The following is a 20206-nucleotide window of genomic DNA, read 5'->3' as shown; positions in this document are numbered from 1 at the left end:
CTTGAAAATCTAGTGAAAATTGGTTGAAAAACATCATTTTTCGCTAGCTCTTTTCAGTGCGCCCTTTTTTCTGAAAAAAAGAGTAACTGCTCAGAACTTTGAACTTGACTTTTCACCACTAGACTTTCTTCATCTTTCGCCTGTTTTTTCGAAAACATAAGATCCCTCCTACTTATTGATTCGGAAGAGAACTGAAAAAATACAACCCAATTGATTTTCAAAACTAAAACTCGGGAATCTAGGAGCATGAAGCCATTTCAACAAACGAATATTTTTCATTTGACAACTATTCCCAATCCTGTATAATAAAGATACAGAGATGACGTTCATAGCAACGCCAAAGCCCTTGATTTGTGTCAGAAATCAAGGGCTTTTTTACGTTCTTAAAAGATTAACGGACGTTTTTTAGGCTGGCCATACTGGTTGTCCTTCCTATTCAGCCATTTGCAGATAAAATAGAGCAGAATGCCAGATATTATATCTGCTACGATAGCAAGTAAGACATCAGAAATGACATCTATGAGCAACACCTCCTTTCCAGCAAAGAATTGCTCAAGGTTAAGCATTGCACTTACAAATAGAACATAAAATGAAAACCATTCCATTTCAAAACCTAGAGCTCTTGAACATTTTTTATGGATAACTCTCCCTATTCCAAACGCTTTCGCTATTCTCAAACTCTTACTGGTTCGATTTTAAAATCACGCAAACTAGAAGTCTTTATAAAAAAGACCTAGGTTTTTACACCTAGATCTGACTTTACATCTATCTTAATCCTTATTCAAAAACGAATTGATTTTTATAGAGTCCCGCATAGAAGCCATCTTGGGCCAACAAGGCTTGATGGTTTCCGCGTTCGATGACTTGGCCATCTTTAAGGACGATGATTTCATCCGCATTCAAAATAGTCTTGAGGCGGTGAGCAATGACAAAGCTGGTTCGACCAGCCACAATAGCTTCCATAGCACTTTGAATCTTAGCCTCCGTCACGGTATCCACGTTGGAGGTCGCTTCATCCAGAATTAAGACTTGTGGGTCTGTCATCAGGGTTCGAGCGATGGAGATTAGCTGCTTCTGTCCAGTTGAGAAGACATTTTGCTCGTCGTCAACCAGGGTATCATAGCCATCCGGCAGACTCATGATAAAGTCATGGATGTGGGTTGCTTTGGCAGCAGCTTCTACCATTTCTTGAGGAGCATCTGGAACTCCAAACCGGATGTTATCGCGAATGGTTCCACTAAAGAGAACCGATTCCTGAAGAACAATCCCGACATTTTGCCGGAGGCTATCCAGGTCATACTCCCGAATATCACGGCCATCAAACTGGATGGAACCAGCGTCTACATCGTAGAAACGGTTGATCAAGTTCATTATGGTGGTCTTACCTGAACCAGTCGGTCCAACAACGGCCACCATTTTTCCTTTAGGAGCAGAAATGCTGACGTCTTTCAAAACCTTTTGACCCGGTAGGTAACCGAAATCGATCCCTTGAATAGCCACTCCTTCTTTCAGCTCTGTAAAATGAGGGGCATGGACTGGACGAACTTCTTCGGCTTCGTCGAACATTTCCTGAATCCGTCCAGCCCCTGTGAAGGCCAACTGCAATTCTGCCCAACTCGAAGCCACTTGCATAATCGGTTGGTAATATTGTTGGGAATATTGGACGAAGGTTACGACCAAACCAAGAGCCGCAGCCGTCGTCATGGATGTGTCATTTAAGAGTAGGTTAGATCCGACAAAGATGACAATGGCCGTATTAATCAAACTCATCCCGTTCATAACAGGGAAGAGCATCCCTGCAAAGAGCCGCCCTCTGAAGGTAGCCTCTCGCACCCGATCATTCAAGACCACAAAACCCTCAATCGCCTCCTCTTGCACCCCTTGCACAATAATTGCCTTTTGCCCTGAAATTTTCTCATCCATATAAGCATTCAGCTTACTTACCTCAGCCTGTTGCAAGTTGGTGTACTTGCGCGCCATTCTTACAATAAAAACTAAAAGAAGAAGGGCGATTGGAGTAGAAGCTACGGTTACCCAGGCCAATTGCGTGTTCTGAACAAACATCATCCAGACCAAGCCAATATACAAGGCAATGTTTGAAACCACCTGCGTCAAGCTTTGGTTAAAGGAGTTTTGAATATTGTCCAAATCGGAAGTAAAGCGAGACAAGATGTCCCCATCCTTGTGCTGGTCAAAAAAGGCCACCGTCAAACGCTCCAATTTCCCAAAGAGACCTTTTCGCATCCGGTTGGTTGAATGGGCTACAATACGAGTAAAGAGCAAGGTATAAACCAACATGGAAACAGTGGTAAACACATAAGTCAAAAAGAGTTTCCACATAACCGAACCGAAGGCATCCATGCTTGGTGCAACCATTTTAGCTCCAGTTGCTTCACTAATTGCCTGGGCGTCAAAATACCCTTGTACCCAGTTTCCTAATTCCGCCAAAGCATCCCCAAGAAAGACAGGTGCCTGCACTTGGAGATAGGTGGAGGCAATAATGGCTAAGAAAATCAAGAGAAAGGATAATTTATAGCGTTTAAAGTAAAACCAGAAAAAACGTGCGGTTTTCATGTTAGGCCTCCTTTCCTTTTTGTGTTTCGTAAATTTCACGGTAGACATCATTCGTAGCAACCAGCTCCGCGTGAGTTCCTTCCCCAATCAAGCGCCCTTCATCCAGAACCAGGATTTTGTCCGCCTTGACAACGGAAGAAATTTTCTGGGCAATGATGACTGTAGTTGTCCCTTTTAGGTCCTTATTCAAAGCTTCCTGAACCAGCTTCTCGGATTTTGCATCCAAAGCAGAAGTCGAATCATCCAAAATCAAAACTTTTGGCTTACCGATTACTCCACGCGCAATGCTCATCCGCTGCTTCTGACCACCTGAAAAGTTATTCCCACGCTCTTCTACCTGGCTATCATAATTGGCATCCATGCGATCGATGAACTCCTTAGCCTGAGCAATACTGGCAGCTCGCTCCATGGCAGTAGCGTCCGCGTCAGCATCCCCTTGACGAAGATTGTCAGCAATAGTTCCACTAAAGAGGATGGCTTTCTGCAAGACGATGGAGACCGTCTTACGGACTGTTTCCTGACTCAAATCGCGCAAGTCGCGACCACCAATGGTGATTTTCCCTTCTTGTGGATCAAAAAGGCGCGGAATGAGTTGGGCTAAGGTAGATTTCCCAGCTCCAGTTGCTCCAACAACCCCAATCATCTGACCTGGCTCCACACTGAAGCTAATATCCTTGAGGATTGGATCCGTATCATGCGGGTAAGTGAAGGTCACGTGATCAAAGACCAAACTCCCCTCTAGGTCCTCAAACTCAGTTTCCTTAAAGGTCATAGCTGGTTCCGTATCCAGAACTTCCTGGATCCGTCCAAGGGCAATAAAAGCCCGGCTGGCCTGCATTCCCATAAAGCTCACCATGATGATCGAGAACATAATCTGCATCATGTAGGTCATAAAGGATGCGATATTTCCAATCGCTTCTGGCTCGGTATCAACAATCTGAGACACCATATAGATGGAGAGGAAGGTCGCCATATAAGCAATAAAGGTCACCGCTGGCATCATGATCGAGAAACCGTAGCCGATAAAGAGGTTCAAATTCAAGAGATCATTGGACACCTCTTTAAACTTAGCATACTGAGCCTTTTCCTGAACGAAGGACTTGACCACCCGAACTCCGCGGAGGTTCTCCTTGGCAATGGCATTAATCTTATCCATTAGGGTTTGGAAGAGACCAAACCGTGGTCCCATCTGACTCATGATTACACCCATAACAGTCGCAATGCCTAGAACCATCAAAACCAATACCCACCAGAGACTTGGTAGCGTCCGGACAGCCATAATAAATGCTCCGAAAAAGAGAATCGGCAAGCGCAGCAAGACCTGGAAAAGCATCATCATCAAATTCTGAATCTGCGTCACATCATTGGTCATGCGCACAACCAGATTTCCAGCATTGAATTCCTCAATATTGGCATAGGAGAATGTTTGAATTTTACGGAAGGTCGCCTCCCTCAAATCCGCCGATACTCCTTGGGCAATCTTGGCCGCTAAAATGGTATTAATGACCCCCGCTAGCAAACCTGCTCCGGCAATCACCAATAGCCAAACACCGATGGATGAAATCTTATCCTGGTCATTCTCTAAGACCGCAGCTAAGACATCACTCAAATAACTTGGTTGCATAAGGGAACTAGCCACGATGACAATGACCATGAGTACAGATCCCAAGACATACCATTTATAAGGCTTTAGTGCCTGTTTTAGCATGTTTTCCTCCTTCATTCCATAAAAAAGCTCCTGGTCCATAATCATGGACAGGACACTCTCTTCTCATTAATGTATCCTAGAATCTTACCATAAATTCCTAAGCCCTGCAAGCCTCGGATTGTTTTTAAATCCCATTAGATTATGATAAAATGAAAAGGAAAACAACGAAGGAAGGAACTATGGAAAAACAAATCATTACCATCCTAGGACCCGGGTCTTGGGGAACTGCTCTAGCCCAGGTCTTAGATGACAATGGCCATGAGGTCCGATTATGGGGCAACGCCCCTGAACAAGTTGAGGAAATTAATACCCAACACCAAAATACCCGCTATTTCCAAGATATCACGCTATCCCCAAGTATCAGAGCTTATAGCGACTTGGACCAAGCCTTAGCAGATACTCAGGCTGTCCTTTTTGTCGTCCCAACCAAGGTTACACGCCTAGTTGCCCAACAAGTCGCAGCCAGTCTGGACCATTCAGTCACAGTCCTGCACGCCTCCAAAGGATTGGAGCCTGGCAGCCATAAGCGTTTGTCTACAATATTGGAAGAGGAAATCCCTGCCAATCTCCGCTCGGAAATCGTCGTTGTTTCTGGACCGAGTCACGCGGAAGAAGCCGTTGTTCGAGACATCACGCTGATTACGGCTGCTTCAAAAGATTTAGACGCTGCACGCTACGCCCAAGCACTTTTCAGTAATTCCTACTTCCGCCTCTACACCAACACCGATGTTATCGGCGTTGAAACCGCAGGCGCCCTCAAGAACATCATCGCAGTCGGTGCAGGTGTCCTAGCTGGCCTGGGCTACGGTGATAACGCTAAAGCTGCGATCATCACGCGCGGACTAGCCGAAATTACCCGTTTAGGAGTCCAGATAGGGGCAGACCCACTAACCTACAGTGGCTTGTCCGGTGTTGGGGACCTCATCGTTACAGGTACCTCCAAACACTCCCGCAACTGGCGAGCGGGTTATGCTCTTGGACAAGGACAAGATTTGGAATCCATCGAAGCTTCCATGGGCATGGTCATCGAAGGTCTATCCACAACCAAGGTTGCCTATGAGTTAGCTCAAGAACTTGGGGTTTACATGCCTATCACCCAAGGAATTTACCAAGTTATTTATGAAAATCGTCCCATCAAAGAGGCCATCACTGAAATGATGAATAATGAATTTAAAGAAGAAAACGAATGGAGTTAAACATGAATAAAAAAGTCAGAAAAGCCGTTATCCCTGCAGCTGGACTCGGTACTCGCTTCTTACCAGCGACCAAGGCCCTTGCCAAAGAAATGTTGCCCATTGTTGATAAACCAACCATCCAATTTATCGTTGAAGAAGCCCTTCAATCCGGTATTGAAGAAATCTTGGTTGTCACCGGTAAGGCCAAACGCTCCATTGAAGACCACTTCGATTCAAACTTTGAATTGGAATATAACCTAAAAGAAAAAGGAAAAGATGAGCTCCTCAAGCTTGTCGACGAGACAACTGGTATCCGCCTACACTTCATCCGTCAAAGCCATCCACGTGGACTCGGAGATGCGGTTTTACAAGCCAAGGCCTTCGTAGGGAACGAGCCTTTTGTGGTTATGTTGGGAGACGACCTCATGGAAGACAAGGTACCTCTCACACGCCAATTGATGGATGACTATGACAAAACGCATGCATCTACTATTGCTGTTATGCAAGTCCCACACGAGGAGGTCTCCGCATACGGAGTGATCGCCCCTCAAGGAAAAGGTACAAACGGACTTTACTCCGTGGAAACCTTTGTGGAAAAACCAGCTCCTCAAGATGCTCCTAGTGACTTGGCAATCATCGGGCGCTACCTCTTGACCCCAGAAATTTTCAACATCTTGGAAACCCAAGCGCCAGGTGCAGGGAATGAAATCCAACTAACGGATGCTATCGATACCCTCAATAAAACCCAACGTGTTTTTGCCCGTGAATTCAAAGGGAAACGTTACGACGTCGGCGATAAATATGGCTACATGAAAACCTCTATCGAGTATGCCCTCCGTCACCCACAAGTCAAAGATGACCTTAAACAATACATCATTGACCTTGGAAAAGTGTTAGAAAAAGCAGACCGCCCTCATAAAAAATTAAAATAAAGCCACAGAACAAAATCAAAAACCACAGCTTGGTTCCAACAAGTCATCTTGTGAGAGCCAGCTGTGGTTTTTGTCGGTTAAACTCTTTGAAAATTTTAGCGTTACCCAGCCTCTTTAAATGTTATACTCTTTTAGTTTATCTTTTATTACTGTGTTAGCTCGCCTTGCCGTACTTCAGTACTGTCTACGACTCGCTGCCTTGTACTAAAAGTAAACTAAAAGACTATAAATTTCTACAAAACTGTAGCCAAGGTGATCAAAAACAAGCCAACGTAGACACCTAGGCCTAGCAGTTGGCCTCTACGGCCATGGACGAGCCCATAGGGATGTAGGGGGAGCGATAGGGCCAAACAAGCTCCTCCCACAAGACCTCCCAAGTGTCCTGCAAGACTGACGCCGGGTACCAAACTAAAGACCAGGTTCATGACTAAGAGAGGGAGATAGGATTGGCCTAAATGTTGAAGATAGGGATTTGGAAGCCAACGAAGGACTACCAAAATGGTAAAGAGGCCATAGATAGAGGTTGAAGCTCCCGCTACAATCACCTCTGGACTAAAGACGAGACAGAACAGATTCCCCATCAGCCCTGCCAAAAGGTACATGAAGAAAAAGCGGACGGATCCATAAAGTCTTTCGATTTGCTGACCAAGGAAATAGATGGTTAAGGTGTTGGAGAAAAAGTGCATAAAACCAATATGCACAAAAATCGCTGAAAGAAGACGATAGGATTGGCCTAAATCCCAGTGGATCAAAGGGGGATAAAGAGCCCCAAACTGAATCAACAAGCGAGCATCCTCTACCGCACCACCAGACACGATATACATGAGCAGAAAGACGAGGCAGTTAAGGGCTACAAAAAGACAGGTAACAGGACTATATTTCAATTGAGACATCATCGATAAGAAGCTCCTTTACAGCTTGATCATGGTTTTCAGGGGTGAAGTCGGCTAATTGTTGGCCGTAGACCGTAGACACGGTCCAACCAGGGAAATCGGCCAAGATACGGTCATAAAAACCTCCCCCGTAACCGATTCGATAGCCATCTTTCCGAAAGACAAGACCGGGTACATGAAGTACATCAATATCCATTAGCTTAAGGTCTGGATCAGGAAGGTTCGTCGGCTCTAAAATTCCATAGACACCTGCTCTCAAGGAACTAGCCTCATAATCCACAAAGACCATGTGACCTGGGCCTAAAACCTTGGGAACTAGCAGACGTTTGCCATCCAAGTGCGCTTGTTTCAACAGGGCTTGCGTATCGACCTCATGGCTGAGGGACAGGTAGGTGGCCACCACTTCTGCCTGCTGATAGGCCGGTGAAGCTAGCAACTTGCCCATTAACCGCTGATCGGCAAGCCTTTTTCTTTCTGGAGACAGTTGTTTCAGAGCCTCTAGCCCCTTTTTTCGTAAGATTTTTTTCATATTCCTATCATAACACAAAATAGCGGTTGGCTAAGCCAACCGCCGTGGTTCTTAATAAAGTCCGTAAACAAGGACGGCTAAAATCGCACCTAGGAAAGGCCCAACCACTGGAATCCAAGCATAGGACCAATCGCCGTCACCCTTGTGGGAGATTGGGAGGATGGAGTGAACTAAACGTGGGCCCAAATCTCGAGCTGGATTAATGGCGTAACCGGTAGTTCCTCCAAGGGACAGACCAACACCAATAATGAGGGCTGCAACAGACAAGGTCGACACGCCAGCTGCGATGTTCGCGGTTCCCATGGCCAAGAGTGTCAAGACAAGAACAAAGGTCCCCAAGATTTCAGAAATCAAGTTGGAAACATTGTCTCGAAGAGCTGGACCAGTCGCAAAGGTTCCCAAGATAGCAGCTGGATCCTCTGCTGCATCGTAATGGGGCTTATACATGAGCCAAACCAGAATTTGACCAAACATAGCACCAAGGAACTGGGCAAGGACATAAGTTCCAAAGGATGCCCATGGTAGTGAGCCATTGAGAGCCATAGCTAGAGAAACAGCTGGATTGAGGTGGGCTGGGGACAGACTACTCACCGCAAAAGCCGCAATCGCAACTGCCAGACCCCAACCGGCTGTAATAACAATCCAACCCGCATCATGGTTTTTGGTTTTAGGAAGCACAACCCCTGCTACCACCCCATTCCCTAAAAGAATGAGCAGGGCCGTTCCTAGAAATTCTCCTAAAAATTCGTTCGACATATTGTGATTCTCCTTATGCCTTCAATGAGGCTAAATCATTTTCTGCAAGGCTGACTGCCAACTCTTCTTGGTAAGCAGCCTTTTCTTCTGGGCTCCATTCATAGTAACGAGCCATTTCTTCAACGACAGCATCCTTGATACCATCCACTTGCTCTCGCTTGAAGAGCATGTAATTGGTGCGGCGAAGCAAGAAGTCTACGGGACTCAAGGTCAACTCATTTTGCATCGCATAGTGGAGGGATAGTGTATCCGCCAAACTCAAACCTGGAGCAGCTTGAACCGTTTGGGCCAAGGCATAAACTTTTGGTGCATTTGAACCATACAAGTTGGCCAAATACTTAGCCTCATCCTTGTCCAAACCACGCGCCACACCCAATTGCGCAAAGACTTCCAATTCCGCTTCGACATTATGTGGATTGAGTTCCCCACCAGAGACCGGATAGGTCTTCGAATGCACCAAGGTGAAGGACCGTTGGAATTCCTCCGCCAGAATTTGCAGGATTAACTCCATCGCTCCCTCTGCCATTTTGCGGTAGTCCGTAATCTTACCGCCCGCCAAGGTTAGGAGACCATTTGGATCGCGCTCCAAACTGGAACCGCGCGATACAGCAGACGGATCCAAACTTTTCTCAGATGTAGAGGATTCCATTTTGCTAAGAACATGTTCCACGTCTTCCCTTGTTTTTTCTTTGGCAAGATAAGCTTGAACGGCTCCAATCAACTGCTCAAAACTATCGTCACTAAGGGAACCATTATCGCCACCATTGTAATCAGAAGCATTATTGCCCGCAATCAATGGCCGCAGACCAGCCCAACCGCTTTCAATATCCGCAACGGTCAAGTGAGCCTCTGGGAAACGATGGTTAACAATCTGCAAGAGGTAATCCACATCCTCTTTTTCCACACGAGGATGAGCCAAATCCCCTTGGTAGTCGGTATCCGTTGTTCCAAAATAAGTTTTATTTTCACGCGGAAGAACAAAAATCATCCGACCATCTGCCAAACCGGAGTCAAAATAAACCGGCTGACTAACCTTGAGACGACTAGAATCCACCACCAAGTGAACCCCCTTGGTTGGACGCATCAAACTAAAGGCTTGCTCAGGATTGCTGAGGTTACGAACTTGGTCAGACCAAGGTCCGGTTGTGTTAATCACCAGACGAGCCCGAATTTCTAAGGTTTCATCTGTCAATAAATCACGCGCCTGAACTCCGACAATCTGATTTCCTTCAAAGAGGAAGCCTTCTGCTTTGACATGATTGGCTAGATAAGCCCCATCTTGATTGGCCCGTTTTAGATTTTCAATCACCAAGCGGGCATCATTATTACGGAAATCGAGGTAGACACCGCCACCTACCAATCCTTCTTTCCGCAGGTCAGGTTCCCGCTCCAACACTTGTTCCCGACTGAGAACTTGGTTGGCAACGGAAGAACCATTGACCCCAGCCAAAAGGTCATACAAATCCATAGCCACTTTCAAACGGAAAAGATTGAAGGTAGCTCCTGGTTCATCATAAACTGGAAGCAACATTGGATCCGGCTTAGGAATATGTGGGGCAATGCGTTGCACTACCGCCCGCTCGCTCACCGTATCTGACACAACCTCCACATCAAATTGTTTGAGGTAGCGGAGACCTCCGTGAACCAATTTAGTAGAGCGACTGGAGGTCCCCTCCGCAAAGTCTTGCATCTCAATCAAACCAGTGTCCAAACCAGATGCGGCCGCTTGTAAAGCTAACCCAGCTCCAGTTATTCCTCCACCAATGATCAACAAATCCAGTGTTTGCTCTTGCATTTTTTCCAATGCCCGTGTTCGGGTACGTTTTGAAAATTCCATGGTCAATACCTATTCCTATCTAATACTCTCTACAGCGTCAAAGTTCTTCCACTAACCAAAATAGGACGAGGTGACTTTTACCTCAACCTCTGTACATTTCAAATTCTGACTGTATTAAACCTCATCATTTTTCAACATTTTTCGGGTATTCCTATTTAAAGTTAGTTAAGTCTTACTTCAACTACTGACCAGAGATGAAACCAGTCTGCAGTTATACTCTTTTAGTTTATCTTTTATTACTGTGTTAGCTCGTCTTGCCGTACTTCAATACTGTCTACGACTCGCTGCCTTGTACTAAAAGTAAACTAAAAGACTATAAAGTTTTTATGTGAAATGACGAATCTAAATAAAAGGTCCAGTGGTCCTTTTATTCAGGAAGCTTCTGAGACACTTAAGCCTCACTATCGTCCGCAAAGACGCGCGTCGCTTTGACAGCTTTTTTCCAACCCTTGTAGAGTTGTTCCTTACGCGCTTCGTTCATAGATGGCTCGAAGAGCTGTCCTGTTTCGTTTAAGGTTTTTAACTCGTCCAAGTCTTGCCAATAACCGACAGCCAATCCTGCCAAGAAGGCTGCTCCCAAGGCTGTTGTTTCAAGGTTCTTGGCACGTGCAATATCAATGCCCAAGATATCCGCTTGGAATTGCATCAAGAAATTATTCATGGCTGCCCCACCATCAACCTTGAGGAGGTGAATGGCCGTTTCTGCATCCACTTGCATGGTGTCGATGATATCTCGAACCTGGTAAGCAATGGATTGAAGGGTCGCCTTAATAAAGTCTTCCTTACTGGTGCCACGTGTCAAGCCAAAGACGGATCCACGGGCATTTTGATCCCAATAAGGAGCTCCCAAGCCGGTAAAGGCAGGTACCACATAGACTTCATCGTTACTTTGAGAAGCAAGGGCTAGGCTCTCTGATTCTGGAGAGGCTTCAATCATCCGCAAACCATCCCGTAACCATTGAATCGCTGAACCGGCAATAAAGATCGAACCTTCAAGGGCATAGTACACCTTACCATTAATACCATAGGCAATAGTCGTCAAGAGATTGTTTTGAGACAACTGCATCTTCTCACCGGTATTCATGATGATGAAGGAACCGGTTCCATAGGTATTTTTCACCATTCCTGGTTCAAAGGCTAATTGACCAAAGAGGGCTGCTTGTTGGTCCCCAGCCATACCAGAAATCGGCACTTCTCCTCCATAGAAATGGAAAGGAGCTGTTTTGCCATAAATCTCAGAGTTGGAGCGAACCTCCGGCAACATAGCCTTTGGAATATTCAAGATTTCAAGGATCTCATCATCCCACTCCAAGGTCTCGATATTGTAAAGCATGGTCCGAGCCGCATTGGAATAGTCTGTCACATGAGAAGCCCCGTCAGTCAATTTCCAAACCAACCAGGTGTCAATCGTTCCAAAGAGCAACTCACCTTTTTCAGCTCGTTCTTGAGCTCCTGGAACCTGGTCCAAGATCCAACGCACCTTGGTTGCTGAGAAGTACGCGTCAATCACCAAACCCGTTTTCTTATGGAAGAGCTCTGTATAGCCATCCTGCTTCAACTGTTCTGCCAAAGGCGCTGTTTGACGAGATTGCCATACAATCGCATTGTAGATTGGTAGCCCTGTTTTCTTATCCCAGACCACCGTGGTTTCCCGCTGATTGGTAATCCCGATTGCCGCCACCTGACTTGGTTTAACACCACTCTCAATAAAGGCACCCGCAATGACAGACTGAACAGAAGTCCAGATTTCATTGGCATTGTGCTCTACCCAGCCAGCCTCTGGGAAAATCTGCGTAAACTCCTTCTGACTGCTGGCAACCTTCTCTCCCTTTTTATTGAAAAGAATCGCCCGCGAACTCGTCGTCCCCTGGTCAATGGCCATAATATATGTTTCAGTCATGATCGACCTCCTAAGGTTTTAGTATGACTTTAGTATATCAAACGCTTTCATTCGCATCCTATCAACTTTTTTGCTTTTATAAAAAAAACTGATAGGATTTTGTGATATTTTCACAAAATCCTATCAGTTTGAAGAAACTCACGAATGACTTCCAGGTCATAGCCTAACAAATCTCCTTGGAGGACATGGGTGGGCTGGGTAGGATAAGTCCGCCAAGCGGCATCCGTAACAACTAGACTATACTCCATCCCTGCTTGATAGGTTTCCACTTCAATTAAACGGTTGTGTTGCAGGTACTGTTTGAGGGTCCGAACCATCCGCGCCAAGACCAAAGGTGACCGGTAAGAATCCACCGCCAGTCGCTTAATGGGTTGTTTCAAGTCTCCCAGATAATCCAAAATCTGAACAAAATCCCATTCAAAAGCTAAGAGGCGACTATCCCCATCGTCCACTAAACGCAAAGCCAGAGAACGAGACACATCTACTGTAATCCAGGATTGAGGATAGAGTCGGGTATAAGAGCGTAAAGCTCCCTCTACTTCCCAAGGGACAAGTCCTCCTTCAAAGAAATAGACCTGACTAGCCAAGCGGCCCAAGTCATCTAAAACAGGACCTGGCCCTTGAGGAGACACTCCTAATTCTTTCAGAGCCTGGAGTAATTCTGTCACCTTATCCTGAATCGGACCCCCAAAAGCCAAGAATTTCTCCATCTCCCGACTAGACAAGAGACCCTGTCCCAATAGAAAGGCAAACAGAAGGCTCAGCTCAGACGAATCCCAATCCAAGCTTGCCAAACGACTTGTCAACTGCTGAAAGGTTGGGTGTTCCTGATATAACCGCAAATCTGCTGACAATTTCTGCTGAAAACGTTGGCGTAGCCGAGACAAAGACCACCAAATCGCCAAGTCCAGTCCCGGATCCTTCTGAATCACCGACTCAACCACAGCTTGAAACTGCTGATAGTCTGCCTGTTGCTGGATTCTAGCAAAATCTTCTGCTTGGGTCATTCCTCGCAGGAGTTCAAAGGCCAAGAACCGCACCTGCACTTCACTTCCTCGCAAACGGCCATTTTGAATGGCCAGTCCAAATTCCTCCAATAACTGGTTGAGGCCTAGCAAATGCCGGTTCAAGGTTGCTTCACTGATTTGAAAACGAGCGGCTAGCGTCTGAATACTGAAAACCTGCTGGGACCAAACAGCTTCCAAGATTCGAAAACGCAGAGAGCGCCGTAACAATATCCCTGTCAAAGCCGGCAAACGAAAATCTCGCCCCGCCTGTAAGCGCAAAAGGTCCCCTTCTAGGCTCAGATGAGCTCCTAGATTTTCTCGGTCTAGGAGCTCATTTAATTCCTCTAAATATTTCAAAAAAGTCTTTCGGGATAAACCCGTTCGAGCCTGAAGCTCTCCCAGAGACAAAGGTCCACCCTCCTGTAGGAGGGTGGTGATCATCCGATAGGAAGCCGCTGCTACCTTGTCCATTAACTGTGCACAATCCATTTTATACTCCCAAGTGAGGCTGCGCGTCGCCGCCTCTTCTCTTTTCACAAAATCAAATCTTCTCCTCTTCGATGGAAAGCAAAACCATGGAGGGAAGAATCAACATAGAGGCCACAAAGAGAGACCAATGGGGCTCCAAGCCTAAAAATGCCAAGCTCAGTAAGATGGAGGCCAAGGGCTCACTGGCTCCGACGACCGAAATAACCAAAGGCGAAACCAGCTTCAGAGCCTGCAAGAGAATCCAGAAAGACAAGGCAGTCCCAAAGAGAGCAATGATCGCCGAAATAGAAAGGCTGATTGCGTCCACCTGGAAGGTCACCTGCCAAACAGGATAGAGAAAGTTGGAAAAGGCGCCCGCTACCAAGAGACCCCACCCCAGGGTATAAAGGGAGCCAAAGCGATTCATAAAATAGGTAGGCAAGGTTGTATTAAAAAGAATTCCCACAGCACTCAAGAGTCCCGCTACCAAAGCCTTGGGACTAATAGAGAGCTGACTCAGATCACCCTCACTCACTAGCAAGGTCACTCCAATCATGGTCAACACCACATAGAGAATGGATTTTCCAGAAACTGGATGCTTTTTCCACAGGGCTGTGTATAGCAAAATAAAGACGGGTGCTGTAAACTGTAAAATTGTAGCTGTAGCCGCATTCGAATGTTGAATACAGAGGTAAAAGAAGTACTGAACTGAAAAGAGCCCCAAAATCGTATAGGCAAAAAAACGGGGCAGCTTTTTCGGTTCTTGCCAAATACTCCAGAGACCTGCTGGATTTTGGACATAAGCCAATATCAATAAGACGAGTCCGCCAATCAAAAGACGCATGGAGGTAATCCAACCCGTTTCCACTGTGTAATGGGAAAAAAAGTATTGACCAATAATTCCACACAAACCCCAGACAATACCCGATAAAATTCCATAGAGTGTTCCTTGGATAATCCTTTGCTTTTGATTTTTCATCCTTTCACCTCCTCATCTTTACTATACCATAAGTCTATCTTTCCGTTAAGACGGAGAAAGAAAAAAGAACCCAGCTGGGCTCTTAATCTGGAAATAATAGAAAGGTCGATCAAACAGTCTGGGGAGAGACTGTTTGAACCCGAGCCTAGAAATAAGAAGTGAGGACATTCTAACGTCATCAACAAATACCAATTTCTCCATGGCTCAAGAATGTTGTGAAAGACATCCACAAGATTAGTATAGCAAAATGAAACAGCCACAGCCAAACTGTCCCGCTTCCGCAACACCCTTCATGGGGCCAATTGTTTGGAAATCTATTTATGGGAAAACTTCAATTTTGCATCAAATCAGGTCGTAGAAACCTTGAAAAATTAACAATAAACTTTTCAAGTGTTTCTTTTTTAGAGATGCCTTAAAAAAGAAAGCATCGCAAGACTTCACTCTTTCCCGATTAAGCTTTCCAAAAGAAAAAACTGGAAAATTTTTTAATACTCATTAAATTTCAAAATCTGACGTTGTCAAGACTCTTCGGTGAACTTCAGTTCTACCATCATCGGCTTTCCTAGTCATTTTTTTGAAAATTTTCGAGTATTCCGATTTTGAAGTTTGTCCAGTATAACTTTTTCAAATCTTTTTCTATTATGTTGCATATAAGAAACAAGTGTACATTAAAATGAAAAGGCTGGAAATTCCAACCTTTTCATTTTATTATAGGCGAGCATTGAGCTCTGCAGATAATTCTTCAAATCCAGGTTTCCCAAGAAGGGCAAACATGTTTTTCTTGTAAGCTTCAACACCTGGTTGGTCAAATGGATTGATACCATTGAGGTAGCCAGAAATCGCAATCGCCAATTCGAAGAAGTAGATGACATAACCTAGAGTGAATGCGTCTTGTTCTGGTAGAGTTACGAACATATTTGGAACATCCCCATCTGTGTGAGCCAAAAGAACGCCATCCGTCGCTTTCTTATTCACAAAGTCAACATCTTTCCCTTGGATGTAACCAAGACCATCTAGATCCTCTTCAAATTCAGGAATAATCACGTTCTTACGTGGTTTGTCAACACGAACGACGGTTTCAAACATAATACGCGCCCCTTCTTGGATAAATTGACCAAGAGAGTGCAGGTCAGTAGAGAAGTTCGCAGATGTTGGGTAAATTCCTTTTTGGTCTTTTCCTTCTGACTCCCCAGCTAATTGTTTCCACCACTCGCTGAAGTATTGAAGAGATGGCTCATAGTTCACCAAGATTTCTGTCGCATATCCTTTGCGGTAAAGAATATTCCGAACTGCCGCATATTGGTAAGCTTGGTTTTCTTTCAAATCTGCTGAAGCATAATCTTTACGAGCAGCATTGGCTCCATCCATAAGCGCTTGAATGTCTGCTCCAGACGCAGCAATTGGAAGAAGTCCTACAGCTGTCAATACTGAGAAACGCCCCCCAACATCATCTGGTACGACAAATGTTTGCCAGTTGTTCGCATCTGCTTCGACTTTCACCGCTCCTTTTTCACGGTCAGTGGTTGCGTAGATCCGACGGTTCGCTTCTTCTTGCCCATATTTCTTAATCAAGAGTTCTTTAAAGACACGGAAAGCAATCGCTGGTTCTGTTGTGGTTCCAGATTTAGAAATCACATTCACAGAGAAATCCTTGTCTTCCACGTACTCAACCAAATCCGCCAAATAAGTAGAAGAAATGGAGTTTCCAGCATAGAGAATTTGTGGAGCTTTACGCTCTTCCTTGCTTTGCAAGTTCACAAAGTGATTGTTCAAGAAATCAATCGCTGCCTTGGCACCAAGGTAAGAACCACCAATTCCGATAACAACCAATACTTCGCTATCCGATTTGATTTTCTCAGCCGCTTCAAGGATACGTGCAAATTCTTCCTTGTCGTAGTTTTCAGGAAGGTCTAACCAGCCTGTAAAGTCGCTTCCAGCCCCTGTTCCCTTACGTAGTAATTCGTCAGCTGCTGAAACTTGTGCTTGCATGTAGTCCACTTCATGTGGAGCTACAAATTTACCTAGCACTTTTGAATAATCGAATTGAATATGTGCCATATTCCTGCTTCCTCCAATTTTTTATCTCCCTTATCTTACTCTTTTATGAAAAAAAAAGCAAGAAAGGTCACAAAAATTAACGATTTAATGCAAACGTTATACCTGCTTCAAAGCTGGGCGATGTAGCTTGCAGAACCAGAGACTCCTGTGTCAAAGGATGAACGAAGCTTAAGCGATGCGCGTGAAGCAGGAGTCGCCCTTCTGGATGAGGGTGATACAAAGGATCTCCCACAAGCGGGTGTCCATGGTGAGACAAGTGCACCCGAATCTGGTGTGTTCGTCCTGTTGCCAGCTGACAAGCCACCAAGGTCCGATCTCCATTTGACTTCAAAACCCGTATCGTCGTCTGGGCCCGCTGCCCCTTTTTAGAATCAACTCGCCGCTTGCGTCGGTCATGTCGATCCCGTCCAATCATATCTCGATATACCTGCTCCTTCCGAGCAAAGGTCCCTTCGACCAAGGCCCAATATTCCCGTTTGATTTTCCGATTCTCCAAAAGCCGATTCAATAACGGCAAGATCACAGGGTTCTTGGCAAAAAGTAACAGGCCGCTGGTCTCCTGGTCTAGCCTGTGAACCACATAGCAGGTTTGGCCCGTATGGGCAACCACATGATTGAGACAGGCAATTTCACCAGGCTGATTGGCGTGCGTCTTCATTCCTTCAGGCTTTTGAACGACAATCAGATGCTCATCCTCATAGAGAACCTTAATCTGATCCGCCTGCCCCGGCTGAACCTGGCGATCCTCGTACCAGTTCTCCTTAAAATCCAAGTCCAAGACTTGTCCCGTCTCCACTGGTATTTGCCAGTGGACGGCCTGGCCATCTAAGGTCAATGCCTTTTCCATCCTTAGAAAATGGCGGATTTTCCGGGGTATCAGTAGTTTCTCTTCTAGCACCTGTTTAATGGTGAGCCCTGTCCAGGCAGCAGGGATTGTGATGTTAATCTTCATACTCTTCATTGTAACAGAAAGAAAGCTTAAGAAAAACTGAAAACAAGCCTAGAACCAAGGCATTTTCTTGTTCCCTTGTAGAGAAATTGATACAATAGCCCTATGAATAGACTAAAAAACGCCTTTGAGCAGTTCTTACAGCTCTTTAAGGCATCCGAAAACGAAGAAGAACTGTTAGAAAACCAAGACGAGCTTTCTTCAGAAGCCTCGTCTCCAGAGCAAGACTCCAGTGAGAGTAGTCGCTCCGCAAATAAGAAAAAACGCGGCTTCTGGCCTGGTTTTCGCCGCTTCTGGCGCCGTTACCATCTGACCAAAATTCTCTTAATCCTGGTTCTGTCTTTTAGCTTGGTTATCGGTGGTTGGCTCTTCTACTTGGCTAAGTCTTCCAATGTCGAGGACTTACAAAATGCCCTTAAGGCCACAACCATTATCTACGACCGCAATGACGACGAGGCTGGGAGCTTGACCGGACGGAAGGGAACCTATGTTGAGTTAACAGCTATCAATCCCAATTTGCAGAACGCCGTGATAGCGACGGAGGATCGCTCCTTCTACGAAAACAGTGGGATCAACTACGGGCGCTTCGCTTTAGCCATCGTAACGGCAGGTCGCAGCGGTGGTGGGTCTACCATTACCCAACAGTTGGCCAAAAATGCCTATTTGTCGCAAGACCAGACTATCCAGCGGAAGGCGAAAGAGTTCTTCTTAGCTTTAGAATTAACAAAAACCTATTCTAAAGAAGAAATCTTAACCATGTACCTCAACAACGCCTACTACGGAAATGGGATTTGGGGAATCGAGGATGCCAGTCAGAAATACTTTGGCGTCACGGCTAGCGAGCTAACCCTAGATCAGGCGGCAACCCTGGCGGGTATGCTCAAGGGACCAGAGCTCTACAATCCGCTCTCTTCCTTGGAGAATGCGACCAACCGACGAGACACGGTGCTGATGAACATGGTGAACGCTGGCTACATCAGCCAGGAAGAAGCGGACCAAGCGGCAGCTGTTGATATGGCTGCTCAGTTAAGGGACACCTACCAGGGCAAGGCCAATGACTATCGTTACCCCTCCTACTTTGACGCCGTTATTGCAGAAGCCGAGAAAATCTACGGCCTTTCAGAAGAGGACATTGTCAACAACGGCTACCGCATTTACACCGAGTTAGATCAGAACTACCAGGCCAATATGCAGCTGATTTTCGACAACGAGAGCCTCTTCCCGCAGGCAGCTGACGGCAGCTACGCCCAATCTGGAAGTGTAGCCCTGGATCCACAAACCGGTGGCGTTCGAGGCTTGGTTGGCCGTATCAATTCCGATGAAAACCCTGAATTCCGGAGCTTTAACTACGCAACTCAATCCAAGCGTAGCCCCGGATCGACCATCAAACCCATTGTCTCTTACACACCAGCCCTCGCTGCTGGTTGGTCCATCAACACCCAGCTAAACAACAGCAAAAAAACTTACGGGGACTACAGTATCGATAACTATGCCGGTATGACCACCGCCCCTACAGTTCCTATGTACGAAGCCTTAGCCGACTCTCTCAATATCCCAGCCGTCGCAACCTTGGACGAACTGGGTGTTGACAAAGGCGTCGAAAGCGCCAAGAAATTCGGCCTTAAATTAGCCAGCGATACCCCAACCCTCGGCATGGCCTTGGGAAGCGGTTTTGAAACCAATCCCTTACAAATGGCTCAGGCCTATGGGGCCTTCGCAAATGATGGGGTCATGCGTGATGCCCATTTGATTACCAAAATCGAAAACGCTAGTGGTCAAATCATTAAGACCCATAAGTCCACTTCTACACGGGTTATGTCCAGTTCCGATGCTAGCAAGATGACCCAAATGATGCAGGGAACCTTTACCAACGGAACCGGTATCTACGCTGCACCATATGGCTACACCATGGCCGGAAAAACCGGAACCATGGAGACCGACTTCAACCCTGACGTCTCCAGCGACCAGTGGGTCATCGGTTACACCCCAGACGTGGTTATCAGCCAGTGGGTCGGTTTCCCTGAAACGGATCAGGAACATTACCTAACTGGAACGTCATCAACCGAAGCCGCTACCATTTTCCAAAGCGTAGCCGCCAGCGTTCTCCCTTACACCGAAGGTAGCACCTTCTCAGCGGAGAACGCCTACGCCGCAAATGGCATCGCTCCTGTCAATATCTATGGACAAGAAGAAACGACTAACAGCGGCACCCTCAATGACTTCCTCAACGATGTGCAAAGTCAAGCTCAAACCATGGTTGATCAAGCCAAGGAAGCCCTTAACAGCGCACAACTACCAGAAAAAGCTAAAAACCTCTGGGATAGCTTCACTGGGCTTTTCCAATAAAGATGAGAAAATCGGGTTTCACAGGCCTTCGGCCCTGACCCGATTTTTCCCTCTATAAAACTTGGCAAGAGTTTCAAATCTTGCTATAATAGGAC

14 protein-coding genes are annotated in these 20206 nt (G+C 46.0%); 3 read left to right on the top strand and 11 right to left on the bottom strand.

Features of this window, described 5'->3' with window-relative positions; translation table 11 throughout:
• Positions 1-777: 777 nt before the first annotated feature.
• A complete protein-coding gene (locus I2503_RS02125) occupies positions 778-2574 on the bottom strand; it encodes an ABC transporter ATP-binding protein (RefSeq protein ID WP_196966863.1) in 1797 nt (598 codons plus the stop codon).
• Between the two features lies 1 nt (position 2575).
• Complete coding sequence (locus tag I2503_RS02120) at positions 2576-4282, bottom strand: ABC transporter ATP-binding protein (protein ID WP_196966862.1); 1707 nt, start codon at positions 4280-4282, stop codon at positions 2576-2578.
• A 179-nt stretch (positions 4283-4461) separates the two neighbouring features.
• On the opposite strand from I2503_RS02120, the gene I2503_RS02115 reads away from it, so the two are divergent.
• Positions 4462-5478: an NAD(P)H-dependent glycerol-3-phosphate dehydrogenase gene (locus I2503_RS02115; RefSeq protein ID WP_196966861.1), complete on the top strand. Its 1017-nt coding sequence runs from the start codon at positions 4462-4464 to the stop codon at positions 5476-5478.
• A 2-nt stretch (positions 5479-5480) separates the two neighbouring features.
• Complete coding sequence (gene galU, locus I2503_RS02110; protein ID WP_196091266.1) at positions 5481-6389, top strand: UTP--glucose-1-phosphate uridylyltransferase GalU; 909 nt, start codon at positions 5481-5483, stop codon at positions 6387-6389.
• A 233-nt stretch (positions 6390-6622) separates the two neighbouring features.
• Here galU and I2503_RS02105 read toward each other — a convergent pair whose 3' ends face one another.
• The 9 genes from I2503_RS02105 to I2503_RS02065 all read right to left on the bottom strand — a co-directional run bounded on the left by I2503_RS02105 (position 6623) and on the right by I2503_RS02065 (position 17768).
• Positions 6623-7285, bottom strand: coding sequence for a rhomboid family intramembrane serine protease (locus tag I2503_RS02105; RefSeq protein ID WP_247644665.1), 663 nt, complete (start codon positions 7283-7285; stop codon positions 6623-6625).
• Positions 7263-7811, bottom strand: coding sequence for a 5-formyltetrahydrofolate cyclo-ligase (locus I2503_RS02100; protein ID WP_196091267.1), 549 nt, complete (start codon positions 7809-7811; stop codon positions 7263-7265). Before I2503_RS02100 ends, I2503_RS02105 begins: the two co-directional genes overlap by 23 nt.
• Positions 7812-7862: 51 nt before the next feature.
• Positions 7863-8567, bottom strand: coding sequence for an MIP/aquaporin family protein (locus tag I2503_RS02095; RefSeq protein WP_196091268.1), 705 nt, complete (start codon positions 8565-8567; stop codon positions 7863-7865).
• 13 nt (positions 8568-8580) lie between these two features.
• On the bottom strand, positions 8581-10404 hold the full coding sequence (gene glpO, locus I2503_RS02090) for a type 1 glycerol-3-phosphate oxidase (protein WP_196091269.1): 1824 nt from the start codon (positions 10402-10404) through the stop codon (positions 8581-8583).
• A 391-nt stretch (positions 10405-10795) separates the two neighbouring features.
• Positions 10796-12307 carry a glycerol kinase GlpK gene (glpK, locus tag I2503_RS02085; RefSeq protein ID WP_196091283.1) on the bottom strand — a complete coding sequence of 504 codons (1512 nt, stop codon included), beginning with the start codon at positions 12305-12307 and terminating at the stop codon, positions 10796-10798.
• Positions 12308-12414: 107 nt separating this feature from the next.
• Positions 12415-13848: a helix-turn-helix domain-containing protein gene (locus I2503_RS02080; protein WP_196091270.1), complete on the bottom strand. Its 1434-nt coding sequence runs from the start codon at positions 13846-13848 to the stop codon at positions 12415-12417.
• 4 nt (positions 13849-13852) lie between these two features.
• Entirely contained in the window at positions 13853-14758 is a 906-nt protein-coding gene (locus I2503_RS02075) for a DMT family transporter (RefSeq protein WP_196966860.1), read from the bottom strand.
• Positions 14759-15466: 708 nt separating this feature from the next.
• Positions 15467-16816: a glucose-6-phosphate isomerase gene (locus tag I2503_RS02070; RefSeq protein ID WP_196091272.1), complete on the bottom strand. Its 1350-nt coding sequence runs from the start codon at positions 16814-16816 to the stop codon at positions 15467-15469.
• A 76-nt stretch (positions 16817-16892) separates the two neighbouring features.
• Positions 16893-17768 (bottom strand): RluA family pseudouridine synthase, encoded by an 876-nt coding sequence (locus tag I2503_RS02065; protein ID WP_196091273.1) that lies wholly within the window; start codon positions 17766-17768, stop codon positions 16893-16895.
• A gap of 102 nt (positions 17769-17870) precedes the next feature.
• Here I2503_RS02065 and pbp2a point away from each other — a divergent pair, with 102 nt between their 5' ends.
• Complete coding sequence (gene pbp2a, locus I2503_RS02060) at positions 17871-20111, top strand: penicillin-binding protein PBP2A (protein WP_196966859.1); 2241 nt, start codon at positions 17871-17873, stop codon at positions 20109-20111.
• Positions 20112-20206: the final 95 nt, after the last annotated feature.

The organism is Streptococcus sp. NLN64, assembly GCF_015831295.1.
Lineage (GTDB): Bacteria > Bacillota > Bacilli > Lactobacillales > Streptococcaceae > Streptococcus.
This window is presented reverse-complemented; position numbering and strand designations above follow the sequence as displayed.

Coding starts and splice junctions, on each gene's coding strand:
- I2503_RS02125 (WP_196966863.1), bottom strand. CDS start 2,574: ATGAAAACCGCACGTTTTTTCTGGTTTTACTTTAAACGCTATAAATTA.
- I2503_RS02120 (WP_196966862.1), bottom strand. CDS start 4,282: ATGCTAAAACAGGCACTAAAGCCTTATAAATGGTATGTCTTGGGATCT.
- I2503_RS02115 (WP_196966861.1), top strand. CDS start 4,462: ATGGAAAAACAAATCATTACCATCCTAGGACCCGGGTCTTGGGGAACT.
- galU (WP_196091266.1), top strand. CDS start 5,481: ATGAATAAAAAAGTCAGAAAAGCCGTTATCCCTGCAGCTGGACTCGGT.
- I2503_RS02105 (WP_247644665.1), bottom strand. CDS start 7,285: ATGATGTCTCAATTGAAATATAGTCCTGTTACCTGTCTTTTTGTAGCC.
- I2503_RS02100 (WP_196091267.1), bottom strand. CDS start 7,811: ATGAAAAAAATCTTACGAAAAAAGGGGCTAGAGGCTCTGAAACAACTG.
- I2503_RS02095 (WP_196091268.1), bottom strand. CDS start 8,567: ATGTCGAACGAATTTTTAGGAGAATTTCTAGGAACGGCCCTGCTCATT.
- glpO (WP_196091269.1), bottom strand. CDS start 10,404: ATGGAATTTTCAAAACGTACCCGAACACGGGCATTGGAAAAAATGCAA.
- I2503_RS02075 (WP_196966860.1), bottom strand. CDS start 14,758: ATGAAAAATCAAAAGCAAAGGATTATCCAAGGAACACTCTATGGAATT.
- I2503_RS02070 (WP_196091272.1), bottom strand. CDS start 16,816: ATGGCACATATTCAATTCGATTATTCAAAAGTGCTAGGTAAATTTGTA.
- I2503_RS02065 (WP_196091273.1), bottom strand. CDS start 17,768: ATGAAGATTAACATCACAATCCCTGCTGCCTGGACAGGGCTCACCATT.
- pbp2a (WP_196966859.1), top strand. CDS start 17,871: ATGAATAGACTAAAAAACGCCTTTGAGCAGTTCTTACAGCTCTTTAAG.